The sequence below is a fragment of the Clostridium sp. K04 genome (assembly GCF_019734375.1).
In the GTDB taxonomy this organism is placed as follows: domain Bacteria; phylum Bacillota; class Clostridia; order Clostridiales; family Clostridiaceae; genus Clostridium; species Clostridium saudiense.
Map to the genome: position 1 here is coordinate 18,414 of NZ_JAASHD010000021.1, position 13,335 is coordinate 31,748.

General features: G+C 29.0%; 15 protein-coding genes. All 15 read right to left on the reverse strand.

Annotated features, from left to right (window positions below):
* Nucleotides 1-21: 21 nt before the first annotated feature.
* The 15 genes from atpA to HCG70_RS10150 all read right to left on the reverse strand — a co-directional run bounded on the left by atpA (nucleotide 22) and on the right by HCG70_RS10150 (nucleotide 13,312).
* Entirely contained in the window at nucleotides 22-1,536 is a 1,515-nt protein-coding gene (gene atpA / locus HCG70_RS10080; protein ID WP_042399505.1) for a F0F1 ATP synthase subunit alpha, read from the reverse strand.
* Between the two features lie 10 nt (nucleotides 1,537-1,546).
* Nucleotides 1,547-2,086: a F0F1 ATP synthase subunit delta gene (locus HCG70_RS10085; protein ID WP_042399503.1), complete on the reverse strand. Its 540-nt coding sequence runs from the start codon at nucleotides 2,084-2,086 to the stop codon at nucleotides 1,547-1,549.
* A gap of 2 nt (nucleotides 2,087-2,088) precedes the next feature.
* A complete protein-coding gene (locus HCG70_RS10090; protein ID WP_042399500.1) occupies nucleotides 2,089-2,568 on the reverse strand; it encodes a F0F1 ATP synthase subunit B in 480 nt (159 codons plus the stop codon).
* Nucleotides 2,569-2,601: 33 nt separating this feature from the next.
* Nucleotides 2,602-2,835, reverse strand: a complete 234-nt coding sequence (gene atpE, locus HCG70_RS10095) for an ATP synthase F0 subunit C (RefSeq protein WP_042399498.1) — start codon at nucleotides 2,833-2,835, stop codon at nucleotides 2,602-2,604.
* A 16-nt stretch (nucleotides 2,836-2,851) separates the two neighbouring features.
* Nucleotides 2,852-3,535, reverse strand: coding sequence for a F0F1 ATP synthase subunit A (locus HCG70_RS10100; RefSeq protein WP_042399493.1), 684 nt, complete (start codon nucleotides 3,533-3,535; stop codon nucleotides 2,852-2,854).
* The gene (locus HCG70_RS10105; protein WP_042399491.1) at nucleotides 3,536-3,907 is read right to left on the reverse strand and encodes an ATP synthase subunit I; all 372 of its coding nucleotides are present in this window, start codon (nucleotides 3,905-3,907) and stop codon (nucleotides 3,536-3,538) included.
* 649 nt (nucleotides 3,908-4,556) lie between these two features.
* The gene (locus HCG70_RS10110) at nucleotides 4,557-5,738 is read right to left on the reverse strand and encodes an acetyl-CoA C-acetyltransferase (RefSeq protein WP_221697707.1); all 1,182 of its coding nucleotides are present in this window, start codon (nucleotides 5,736-5,738) and stop codon (nucleotides 4,557-4,559) included.
* Nucleotides 5,739-6,040: 302 nt separating this feature from the next.
* Nucleotides 6,041-6,538 (reverse strand): dCMP deaminase family protein, encoded by a 498-nt coding sequence (locus HCG70_RS10115; protein ID WP_042399486.1) that lies wholly within the window; start codon nucleotides 6,536-6,538, stop codon nucleotides 6,041-6,043.
* A 181-nt stretch (nucleotides 6,539-6,719) separates the two neighbouring features.
* Complete coding sequence (gene upp, locus HCG70_RS10120) at nucleotides 6,720-7,349, reverse strand: uracil phosphoribosyltransferase (protein ID WP_042399484.1); 630 nt, start codon at nucleotides 7,347-7,349, stop codon at nucleotides 6,720-6,722.
* Nucleotides 7,350-7,400: 51 nt separating this feature from the next.
* Nucleotides 7,401-7,850, reverse strand: a complete 450-nt coding sequence (gene rpiB, locus HCG70_RS10125) for a ribose 5-phosphate isomerase B (protein ID WP_042399483.1) — start codon at nucleotides 7,848-7,850, stop codon at nucleotides 7,401-7,403.
* Nucleotides 7,851-7,945: 95 nt separating this feature from the next.
* The gene (locus tag HCG70_RS10130; RefSeq protein WP_042399481.1) at nucleotides 7,946-8,995 is read right to left on the reverse strand and encodes an L-threonylcarbamoyladenylate synthase; all 1,050 of its coding nucleotides are present in this window, start codon (nucleotides 8,993-8,995) and stop codon (nucleotides 7,946-7,948) included.
* 20 nt (nucleotides 8,996-9,015) lie between these two features.
* On the reverse strand, nucleotides 9,016-9,603 hold the full coding sequence (locus HCG70_RS10135) for a hypothetical protein (protein ID WP_042399479.1): 588 nt from the start codon (nucleotides 9,601-9,603) through the stop codon (nucleotides 9,016-9,018).
* Between the two features lie 51 nt (nucleotides 9,604-9,654).
* Nucleotides 9,655-10,740, reverse strand: a complete 1,086-nt coding sequence (prfA, locus tag HCG70_RS10140; RefSeq protein WP_042399477.1) for a peptide chain release factor 1 — start codon at nucleotides 10,738-10,740, stop codon at nucleotides 9,655-9,657.
* Nucleotides 10,741-10,952: 212 nt separating this feature from the next.
* Nucleotides 10,953-12,707, reverse strand: a complete 1,755-nt coding sequence (gene prmC, locus HCG70_RS10145) for a peptide chain release factor N(5)-glutamine methyltransferase (protein ID WP_042399475.1) — start codon at nucleotides 12,705-12,707, stop codon at nucleotides 10,953-10,955.
* A gap of 20 nt (nucleotides 12,708-12,727) precedes the next feature.
* Nucleotides 12,728-13,312 (reverse strand): thymidine kinase, encoded by a 585-nt coding sequence (locus tag HCG70_RS10150; RefSeq protein WP_042399472.1) that lies wholly within the window; start codon nucleotides 13,310-13,312, stop codon nucleotides 12,728-12,730.
* Nucleotides 13,313-13,335 lie beyond the last annotated feature (23 nt).

Genomic DNA, 13,335 nt, shown 5'->3' on the forward strand with positions numbered 1-13,335 from the left:
GAATTGCATAGCTATAAAAAGCTATGCATCTTTTAAAAATTCTTTTTTAAAATCAATTATACATTTTTCAATGTTTTCTTTTAATTCATTTGTTAATTGTTTTTCAACAATAACTTGCTTCAAGACATCTCTATGATGAGTATCCATATATTCTAAGAATTCAGCTTCAAATTTTCTAATATCTTTAACCTTTATATCTGATAAAAAGTCATTTACAGTTGCATACAATATAACTATTTGTTTTTCAACATCCATTGGTTTATATTGATCTTGCTTTAATACTTCTAATATTCTTTTACCTTTTTCTAGTCTTCTCTTAGAATCAGAATCTAAATCAGATCCAAATTGAGCGAATGCTGCAAGTTCTGTATATTGTGCAAGTTCCAACCTTAATGTTCCTGAAACTTGTTTCATAGCCTTAATTTGAGCATTACCACCAACTCTTGATACCGAAATACCTGCATTTACTGCTGGTCTTTGTCCTGTATTGAATAATTCACTTTCTAAGAATATTTGCCCATCTGTAATTGATATTACATTAGTTGGTATATATGCTGTAACGTCTCCAGCTAGTGTTTCTATAATTGGAAGTGCTGTTAATGAACCTCCTCCATTTTCTTTAGATAGCTTTGCAGCTCTTTCTAAAAGTCTTGAATGAATATAGAACACATCTCCTGGATACGCTTCTCTTCCTGGTGGTCTTCTAAGTAATAATGACATTGTTCTATAAGCTACAGCATGCTTAGATAAATCATCATATATTATAAGAACATCTTTACCCTTATGCATGAAATATTCACCCATACTACATCCTGCATATGGTGCTAAATATTGAAGTGGTGCACTTTCTGATGCAGTTCCTGCAACAACAATTGAATAATCAAGTGCTCCCATTTCTTCTAATGTATTAACTATATGTGCAACTGTTGATTGCTTTTGACCAATAGCTACATATATACATATTACATCTTTACCTTTTTGATTTAAAATTGTATCTACAGCGATAGCAGTTTTTCCTGTTTGTCTATCACCGATAATAAGTTCTCTTTGTCCTTTACCAATAGGAACCATAGAATCAATTGCCTTTATCCCTGTTTGTAATGGCTCATTTACTGAAGCTCTGTCTATAATACTTGGAGCTGGAACCTCTATCGGTCTAGTTCCTGCATAGTTTATAGGTCCTTTACCATCAATCTCTTCACCAAGAGGGTTTACAACTCTACCTAAAATTCCTTCTCCTACAGGCACTTCAACAATTCTATTAGTTCTTTTTACTATATCGCCTTCTTTAATTCCTTCTTCAGAACCTAATAAAACACATCCAACATTATCTTGTTCTAGGTTTAAAGCCATCCCAAATACATTATTAGGAAACTCTAAAAGCTCACCTTGCATACAATCATCTAATCCATAAACTCTTGCAATTCCATCACCAATTTGAATTATTGTTCCAGAATCAGAAGTTTTAATTTGATTTTCATATCTTTGTATTTCTTTTTTTATGATAGATGTTATTTCTTCTGGTTTTATGTTCATGCAATCACCTCTATTCCGTAGTAAGCATCAGCTTTCTTAAATCATCTAATCTTGTTCTTACAGTTCCATCAATAACGTCATTTCCTATTCTTACATAAATTCCGCCTAAAATTTCAGGATCTATTATTTTCTTTAATATAATATCTTTATTATACTTCTTTTCTAATTTTTCTACTAAAGCATTATATTCATATTCCTCTAAAGGTATTGTAGTTTTAACAATTCCTTGTAAAACATTTAATCTTTCTAAATGGATTTTCTCCATTTCCTTTAACTTTTCTTTTAAAAATAAAATTCTGTCCTTTTCTATTAATATTAATAAAAATGATAAAAGTTCCTCATCGATTTTACCTTTAAATATGTTAATAAAAGTCTTTTTCTTTTGCTTTGTACCTATTTGAGGATGTTTAATTACTTCTAAAAAATCACTATTATTATCTATAAGATTGCAGATTTCTCTTAAATCTCCAAGATATTCATCAACTTTTCCTTTTTTTTCAGCAACTTCATAAAGTGCAAGGGCATATCTTCGGTCTAAATATTCGTACATATTTATTTACCTACCTCTGAAATAAATTCATCAATTAGAGTTCTATTTTTTTTCTCATCGATATTTTTTTCAATTACTTTTTTAGAAAGTTCTAAAGCTAAGTCTATAGCTTCCTTCTTTAAAGAGTACTCAGCTTTTTCTTTTTCCCTTTCAATTTCTACTTTGGCTCTTTCTATAATTAAATTTGCTTCAGCTCTTGCTTCTTCAACAATTTCATCATATACTTTTTCAGCCCTTTTCTTATGGCTTTCTGTAATAGCCTTTCCTTCTTCTTTAGCCCTTTGAAGTTCTCTTTCATTACTAATAGCAAGATTTCTCGCTTTTTCAAGCTCCATATCTGCATTGTCTAACTTCTCCACTATCTCATTCTCTCTTGCTTCAACTATTAGTTTAACTTTTTCAAAAAAGAAATATTTTAATCCAAAGAATAGAATCAAAAAGTTTACTATAGTGGCTAATATAATACCTGGATTAAATTCCATTATTTGATACCCCCTTCTGGAGTTATTAAAATATTATGCTACTCCTACAAATATTAATAAGATAGATACTAATAATCCATAAATAGCTGTTGCTTCTGCGAATGCTGATCCTATAACTAATGTTGTTGTGATCTTTCCTGTTGCTTCTGGATTTCTTGCAACCCCTTCAACTGCTTTTCCTGTAGCATTTCCTATACCAATACCTGCTCCTAAACCTACTAATACTGCAATACCTGCTCCTAATGCTCTCATTCCTATTTCATTCATTTTTAATTTCCTCCTTTTAATTATGTTCTGATACTATCTTAATGTTTATCATTGTTAACATTACAAAAATAATTGCTTGAATACCACCATCAAATATATCGAAATACAAATGTAATGGGATTGGTATAACAAGTTGTGCAAACCATGCTATCTTTTCTAAACTTTCATAAACAAGTTCTATTATAAAAGTAGCTGCTAACATATTACCAAAAAGTCTTAAAGATAGAGATATTGGAAGCATTACTCTCTCCAATATTGTAATTGGTAATATGAAAGATACTGGTTCTAAATATCCTTTAAAATATCCTCCAATGCCATTCTTTTTAATAGCATATCCTTGAACCATTACAAATGATATTAAAGCTAAAGTTAATGTAACACTAAAGTTTTTTGTTGGTGGTGATATTCCGACTAGACCTGTAAAATTCATTACTAGCACAAATATCCCTAAAGTTCCTATGAAAGGAACAATTCCTCTAAAATCTTCTCCAACATTACTTACTACAGCATTATTTAACATGTTATAAATCCATTCAACAATAGTTTGCTTTTTAGATGGTCTTATTTTCATATTTCTAGTAGACCACCAAGCTAAAGCTAAAATTAATAAAACAATTACTAATTGCACTATTGCCTCTGGTTTTATATCAATTGCTATTTTGCCTAAGTAAAAAGAAAATATAGCTTTTGATGGTTCCATCTATTCACTTCCCTTCTGCACTTTTATAGTAGTTATTACTAGTATTATATAATGTATAAAAAATCCTAATAAAAAGACTAATAAATTAATTATTTTATTAGAAAAGATTACTGCTATAAAAACTATAGTAATAATTCTCATTAGATAACTTAACGGATATAAAATTGCTTTATTTTTTTTAGGATTATTTATGAATTTCTCAGTTATTTTTGCTGAAATAATAAAATTCAGCATAGAAATTATTAATCCAAGAAATAAAATTAATCCAATTTTACATTTTCCTACCAAAGCTAATAATAAAAATAAAACAACTCCAGTTATAAAATCATTACTTGCTACAGATTTTACTATAAACTTTAGATCTTTAGCCATTTTAATCTCCTAGTAAATAACTTATTTGGGAGCTAGAATCTTATCTTATTCCTATATAAAAACTAATTGTTATATCGTTATATGTATGTATTTATTTATACAAATGAGCTCTTATCTAGGAATACTCTTACGTTATTTTTAGACACTGTCCCTGTTGACATTAGCTAATTATATACCTAGTTCTAAATTAATAAAAACCTCATTTTTACTTATTTTTTACAATTAATCGTTAAAATAGCCTGTTATTAGATACTATTTCATAAATGCTCAACTAAAATCTTTTTTTTGAGCTTTTTAAATTATTTTTGCAATTAATTTTATAATCTTTCATTTGTTTAAATTTTCATAATATTTATTTTTTTATTCCTATTTATTCTGATAACGTTTCATACTTTTATTTTGTTACTTTTTGATAATATTATTACTATTTTAAAAATTTTTTTAACTTTTTTTATCATTTTATAATTATTAATAAGGTATTCTGTATATTTATTTAGTTTTTTATGAATAATTGCTTTACACTTTATTCATTATTTTTTAAAATTTTTATTATTTTTTATTCTAATAATTACAATTAAACATATTTATAATTACTATAGTTATAAAAGGAGCCTCTGAAAAGCTCCTTTTTTTTTATTTTTAATATAAATTACACTCTTTCAACTACTAAAGCAGTTCCCATTCCTCCACCAATACAAAGAGTTGCTAATCCTCTTTTAGCATCTCTTTTTTCCATTTCATGAAGTAATGTAACTAATATTCTTGCTCCTGAAGCACCTACTGGATGACCAAGTGCTATTGCTCCTCCATTTACATTTACTTTATCCATATCGAAATTTAAATCCTTAGCTACAGCTAAACTTTGTGCTGCAAATGCTTCATTTGCTTCAATTAAATCCATATCTTCTACAGTTAATCCAGCACCTTCTAACGCCTTCTTTGTTGCATGGAATGGTCCATATCCCATTATTGCAGGATCTAATCCCTTGCTTCCATAAGAAAGTATCTTAGCCATTGGTTTTAATCCTAATTCTTCTGCTTTTTCAGCACTCATAACTACAAATGCAGCTGCACCATCATTAATTCCTGATGCATTAGCAGCAGTTACAGTACCATCTTTAATAAATGAAGGTCTTAATTTAGACATTTTTTCAAGAGTTGATCCGAATCTTGGGAACTCATCTTGAGCAAATACTTTTGGTTCACCTTTTCTTTGTGGAATAACAACAGGTACTATTTCATCTACAAATTTTCCTTCTTTAATTGCCTTTTCAGCCTTTAATTGAGAATTTAATGAGAATTCATCTTGCATTTCTCTTGTTAATCCCCATTCTTTAGCTATGTTTTCAGCTGTTACACCCATATGATAATCATTAAATGCATCCCATAAAGCATCTTTAATCATTGTATCTACCATTTTTGCATCGCCCATTCTTTGACCCCATCTTGCGCCAGGAATAGCATATGGTGCTGCAGACATGTTTTCCATTCCTCCAGCAACTACTACATCACAATCTCCAGCCTTAATCATTTGAGCCGCTAATGCTACACATCTTAAACCTGATCCACAAACTTTATTTATTGTCATAGCTGGAACCTCTACTGGTAATCCTGCTTTTACAGCAGCTTGTCTAGCAACATTTTGTCCTTGAGCAGCTTGTATAACATTTCCCATAACTACTTCTTCAACTAATTCTGGTTTAACTCCAGCTCTATTTACAGCTTCTTTAATTACTAGTGCTCCTAAATCTGCTGCTGGAACATCCTTCAATGCCCCACCGAATGATCCAATTGCAGTTCTTACTGCACTAACTATTACTACTTCTCTCATAAAAAACCCTCCCATTAATTTACCCTAAAATCATAATAGTGTTAATTGTTTAAATTGTTAAACAATTAACACTATTATTATACCACTTTATTTTTTCCAATATCAACTAGTTTTTAAAATATTTTACCTTTTTCCACTAATTTTACACTTAAGTTTGCTCTATATCTGTACCTGTTATTCTCCTTAAATCCTTTATATGATAACGCCTTTTCTATTTAAGTATGTATTTGATTTTTTTATAAACATAATTTGCTTATAGATAATTATTACTTTATTTAATGTGTTATTAAATTATCAAGCAATTAAATATCTTTTATATTTAAAGATAGCTCTATTTTTTCGTGAGTTGGAATTAACTGATTCAGAGCAACTCCAGCGCATTTGAACATTCTTTTAGAAGCCTTTACTGAATCAGTATCCGCATACTTGTCACTTAAATAGACAACTTCACTAATTCCTGATTGTATTATTGCTTTTGCACATTCATTACATGGAAATAATGCAACATATATCTTACACCCCGATAAATCTTTACCCTTTGCATTTAATATTGCATTTAACTCTGCATGAACAACAAATGGATATTTCGTATTCAATGTTTCCCCTTCTTTTTCCCATGGAAATTCATCATCAGAACATCCTTTAGGTAATCCATTGTATCCTATGCTTTCAATTATATTATTTCTATTTACAATACAGGCCCCAACCTGTGTGCTAGGATCTTTGCTTCTCTTTCCTGATAATAATGCTACAGACATAAAATAATCATCCCATGATAAGTATCCTTCTCTTTTTGCCATAACTTTCACTCCTTTGCTTTTTTATTTAATAATTATAGAAATAAATTCAGCAAAGCTGAATTTAAAAATATATTATTAATAAGAAACTCCCATAGGAATTTCTACATTAACTATTAACTATTAACTAAACTAACTTGTTTGTAATTTAATTAAAAAGCGAAGACTTAGTCTTCGCTTTTTATTATTTAGTTCCGAAAAGTCTATCTCCAGCATCACCAAGACCTGGTACAATATATCCTTTTTCATTTAATTTTTCATCAATAGAAGCTAAGTATATATCAACATCTGGATGTTGTTCTTGAACAAGTTTAACACCTTCTGGAGAAGAAATTAAACACATTAATCTAATCTTTTTAGCTCCTCTTTTCTTTAATAAAGAGATTGCATCAGCTGCAGAACCACCTGTTGCTAACATTGGATCTACTACTATTATATCTCTTTCAGCTATATCTTGTGGTAACTTACAGAAATACTCTACTGGTTGAAGTGTTTCCTCATCTCTATATAATCCAATATGCCCAACTTTAGCTGCTGGTATTAAATTTAATATTCCATCTACCATTCCAAGACCTGCTCTTAATATTGGAACTATAGCCATCTTCTTACCAGCTAACATTTGACATTTAGTCTTACATATTGGTGTTTCTACCTCTACTTCTTCAGTTTCTAAATCTCTTGTTACTTCATATGCCATTAACATAGAAACTTCTTCTACTAATTCTCTAAAATATTTTGATCCAGTATCTTTACTTCTAATATATGCTAATTTATGTAATATCAATGGATGCTTAATTTCTGTTACTTTACTCATTATCTTCTTCCTCCTAGTAAAACCTTTAAAGATTATTTAAATTACTCCCTATTATTTAGAGTATTTTTTTTCAATTTCAGTGATTTTATTTATTCTTCTTGCATGTCTATCGCCTTCAAATTCGGCCCCTAAAAATGCTTTTACTATGTCTATTGCTAATCCCTTACCAACAACTCTTTCTCCCATAGTTAATATGTTAGCATCATTATGCTCTCTAGTTGCATGAGCGCTGAATGTATCAGAGCAAAGTGCAGCTCTTATTCCTGGTACCTTATTTGCTGCAATTCCTATTCCTATTCCAGTTCCACAAATTAATATACCAAAATCAAATTCTTTAGCTACTACTGCTTCAGCTACTGGTAATGCTATATCAGCATAATCACAAGATTCTTCTGTATAAGTTCCGAAATCCTTAAACTCAATGTTTTGAGATTTTAAATAATTAGCTATTTCTGCTTTTAAATTTAATCCACCATGGTCACAACCTAATGCAATTTTCATAAAACCAACCTTTCTATTATTTATTATGTAATAACTAACATTATTACATTAATTATTTATAAAAAAAGAAGAATAGGCTCCCCCATCCTCCTTATTTACACTTCTAAAATATCATAACCTGCAGCTTTATTTAATCTATTCATTATTGCAAGACCAACGCCTTTTTCTTCAAATCCTTGACATAAGATATGTTGAACTCCTAAGTCATCACATTTTCTTAACGTCTCAAAAAGATTTTTTGCAATTTCGTTTAAATTATTTTCACTTCCTAATGATATTACTTTTCCGCTATTAAATTTATTTAAATTTTCATCTGTAGTTAATATAGCTACATCATTACCTTTTTCTATATAATTTTCTAATATTTCATTGATTATTTCAATAGTTTTTTCATTTTTCCCTTTAATTATTTTTAAATGTGCTTTAGGCGCATAATGTCTATACTTCATTCCTGGTGCCTTTGGTTTAAAATTTTCAGTTGGCTTCGATTTTAAAGCACTATCGATTTCAATATTAGAATCTATTTCTTTAAGCATTTCTAAAGTAATACCACCTGGCCTTAATACTAATGGTGGATTTACTGTACAGTCAATTATAGTTGATTCAACTCCTATATCACTACTTTCTCCACCAATTATATAATCAACCTTACCATTTAGGTCCTCAATACATCTTTCAACCTCTGTTGGACTTGGTCTACCTGAAATATTAGCTGAAGGTGCTGCAATTGGTCTTTTTGATAATTCTATAAGCTTAAGAGCAATTTCAGAACTTGGCATTCTTATTCCAACAGTATTAAGGTTTGCACTTGTCATATTTGGAATAATATCATTCTTTTCTAATATAATTGTTAAAGGTCCTGGCCAAAATTTATCAATCATTCTTTGTGCTACTTCTGGCACTTCTTTAACTAATTCGGATATATTCTTTGAACAAACATGTACAATTAATGGATTATCTTGCGGTCTCCCTTTAGCAATGAAAATCTTCTTTACAGCCTCTTCATCTAAAGCATTTGCTCCTAATCCATATACAGTTTCAGTCGGAAAAGCTACAGTTCCACCATCTCTAATGATAGCACCAGCTTCTTCTATAAATTTAATATCCTTATTTATATCTTTTATTATGGCAACCTTTGTTTCCATAAAAGACTTACCTTCTTTCTTTAAATTTCTTTTTGTCCTCGCGCTATTTTTATGTTCTCTATAGCTGAAGACGTATATACTGCATTAACACAATTTCTATAAATGTTATCTAACAATACATACTTATTTAATTCACCACAATTAATAACCTGAAAATAATATAAGCAATCTTGACGTATCTTTTTTATTCTTAAATACTCATCTGCAGCTTCTTTATTTTTTCTCATAAAATCTTTTGAAATAGGATGTAATTTTTTATTTTTATACCTTACAGGTGTAATAATAATTATTTCCATATCTTCATTACTTTTATTAGTATGTACAATAGCTACTTTATCGCATTGAATTAAACTATAACTTAAAAATAACCCATTTTTTATTTTCAATTTATTATTATAAATAGAAAACTTAAGAGTAGATTTATTAATTTTATTTATTAATGCTATGCAAATTAAAACTTCTATCAATGCTAGAAAGGTTAGCATTATTGTTGAATTAATATAAGCTAAATAAGTACATAATGGAAGAAACACTGCTAATAATATCATAATTATATAAAATATCTTATTATGAAACTTTTGTTTTTTTAATGCTTTTTCTATTTTCATGTAATCACCTATTTTAAAAGCCTTACATTATCCAATGCAAGGCTTTTAATCTTATATTGAATCAGTATTACCCATTGCCTGCATTTTTTCTGCTTGATCTGCAGTAATTAAAGCATTAATAACTTCTTCAATATCTCCATTCATGAAACTATCTAATTTATATAATGTTAATCCAATTCTATGATCAGTAACTCTTCCTTGTGGATAGTTATAAGTTCTTATTCTTTCACTTCTATCCCCTGTTCCTACTTGACTCTTTCTATCTTCAGCGATTCCAGCAAGTCTTTCAGCTTCAGCAACTTCATATAATCTTGCTCTTAAAACCTTCATAGCTTTTTCTTTATTTTTAAGCTGTGACTTTTCATCTTGACAAGCTACAACTGTACCTGTTGGAATATGAGTAATTCTAACTGCTGAATCAGTTGTATTAACACATTGTCCTCCATTACCTGAAGATCTATAAACGTCAATTCTTAAATCTTTATCATTGATTTCTATTTCAACATCATCAACTTCTGGTAATACAGCTACTGTAGCTGTTGAAGTGTGTATTCTTCCTGAACTTTCTGTGTCAGGTACTCTTTGAACTCTATGTACACCACTTTCATATTTTAACTTTGAATAAGCTCCGTTACCTTTAATCATAAATACAACTTCTTTAAACCCACCAAGATCATTTTCATTTGAACTCATTAGTTCAACTGACCATCTTTGAGATTCAGCATATCTAGTGTACATTCTGAAAAGATTAGCTGCAAATAACGCTGCTTCATCTCCTCCAGCACCAGCTCTAATTTCAACAAATACGTTCTTGTCATCATTAGGATCTTTAGGTAATAAAAGAATTTGAATCTTATTTTCTAGTTCTTCTTCTTGCTCTTTTAATAAAGAAATTTCTTCAGATAACATTTCTCTCATTTCTTTATCTGATTCCTCTTCTAACATTTCTTTATTAGCTTCTAAATCTTCAACAACTTTCTTATATTCTCTATAAGCTGTTACGATTATTTCTAAATCAGCGTGCTCCTTACATAGCTTTCTCCATTCTTTTTGGTTAGCCATTATTGAAGGATCTGATATTTTAACTGATAGTTCTTCGTATTTATTTTCCGTAAATGCTAATTTATCTAATAACATAATATCACTCCGTACTGTATTTTTTCATATTGAAATATTATAACATAACCATTATGTACTTATCAAGCTTCACATATAATAACTAAATTGCACAACAATCTAGTTATTATAGTTAATAGTTAATGAATAAATTCGGCTAAGCTGAATTTAAAATATATAGTTAAAAAACTCTGTTAAGAGTTTTACCATTAACTATTAACTATTAACTAAACCTAAATATTTCCTATAACAACTCTGTCAAGTCCAGCTAAGTCTTTAACTACTCTAACATTTTTATAACCTTTTTCAATCATTAAATTGCTAACTTCCTCACCTTGATCATGGCCAATTTCAAATGCAAGAATACCATTTTCCTTTAATATTTTATCGCTATCATCTACAATTCTTCTATAGAAATCTAATCCATCATTTCCACCACTTAAAGCTGTATGTGGTTCATAATCTTTAACATCTTCCATTAAGGTATCAATAACTTCTTCCTTAATATAAGGAGGATTCGATACTAATATATCATATTTCTTTTGCTGATTTATAACTTCATTTAATAAATCGCTCTTTATAAATTTAGCTCTATTACTTAACTTTTGTTTTACAATATTTCTTTTTGTTACCTTCTCAGGAACATCATAGTAATCAATTAAATCTACCTTAGTATTCTCTCTAAAATGTGCAATAGATATACCTATAGCGCCACTTCCACAACACAAATCACAAACTTCATACTCTTTATCTTCATCCATAAATTTAAGAGTTTCTTCTACTAGTATCTCAGTATCCCCTCTTGGTATTAATACTCCTTCTTCTACATGTAAGTCTAAGCCCATAAATTCAGTTGTTTTTAAAATATAGCTTATAGGCATTTTATTTTTTCTCTTTTCAATTAAAGAGTAAAATTCTCTTTCCTTAAACTTACTTACTTCTTCTTCCTTATTAGTAATCAAATGTAATTTATCTTTACCTAATACTTTTCCTAATAATAGTTGTGTATCTAAAATATAAGTATCTATATTAGCTTCCTTTAATATTTTATTTCCATCTATTAATAATTCCCCTATTTTCTTCTTATATTCAATTCCTTCTGCTGCTTTTAAAGATTCTATTGCCACTTCTAATTGAGCATCATCAGGTTCTTTTGTTGTAAGTTCTTGTAATTTTAATCCTGGATATGCAATTATTTTTCCCAATTTACTTTCTGTTCTCCCTAGCCATTTAATAATTTCGTAAGTTATTCCTGCAACTATAGGCATCAATACTATTCTTAATATTAATCTTTGCCAAAATCCACCCCAACCAGTTAATGAAAATAATATAACACTAACAAGCATAGTTAAAAATAAGAAATTAGTACCACACCTTGGATGTAATCTTCCAAACTTCCTTACATTTTCTACTGTAAGCTTTTCATCAGCTTCATAGCAGAAAATAGTTTTATGTTCTGCTCCATGATATTGAAATACTCTATAAATATCATCTAATTTACTTATTAAAAACATATAAGTAATTAATATAGCTATTCTTATTATAGCTTCAATTAAATTTAACGCTACTGAAGAAATTCCAGTATTTTTAAACAAAGATGCAATTGCCGTAGGAATTCCTAAAAATAGCCCAGCTGCAACTAAAAGTGAAATCATCATAGTAAAAGTAACTAATAAATCATTTGCACCTTTATCACCTAATTTTTCTTTTAACCAAATATCAAATTTTGATTCTTCCTCATCTTCTTCAAAAAAACTAGCGGAATAATTTAATGTTTTAATCCCAACTATCAATGAATCTATTAATACAACTGCTCCTCTAATAATAGGAATATTTAAAAATTTATATTTTTTTGTTATTGGCTTAGTTTTCTTTACATTTACTTCAATTTTTCCACTGGGAGTTCTTATAGCTGTAGCTAATCCTTTAGAACCTCTCATCATAACTCCCTCAATTATAGCTTGCCCTCCGACATCACACTTTTTCATAAAATCACACTCTCACCCTTTTATTGATTTTTAAATTTAAAGTAACAATGACCGCATAATGATTCATATTCAACATTATCTATATTATCTATTGCTACTTGTTCACCCTCAAATACAAATTTACCATTTATTTTTCTTCCGTTTAATATTGCTTTTTTCCCACATTTACAAATGGTTTTTAATTCTTCAATACTATGTGCTAATAATAATAATCTTGTACTTCCTTCAAATCCTTGCATTTTAAAATCTGTTCTAAGACCATAACATATAACCGGTATATCTAAACAAACTGCTATTTCAAAAAGTTGATCTATTTGGTATGCTTTAAAAAATTGCACTTCATCTACTAAAATACAATCAATTTTGTACTTTTCATCTTGCCATTTTTTCACTTCATTATATATATTTTGATCATCATTAATTAATAAGTCGACTTTTCTTTCTACACCAAGTCTAGAAACTAGTTTATCTCCACCTTTTTTATCAGTAGATGGTTTAATTAATAAAACCTTCATTCCACGCTCTTCATAATTATATGCAACCTGCATAAGATTTGTTGATTTTCCTGAATTCATCGCACCATATCTAAAATATAATTTGCTCATAATGTCTCTCCTCTTCATATGTA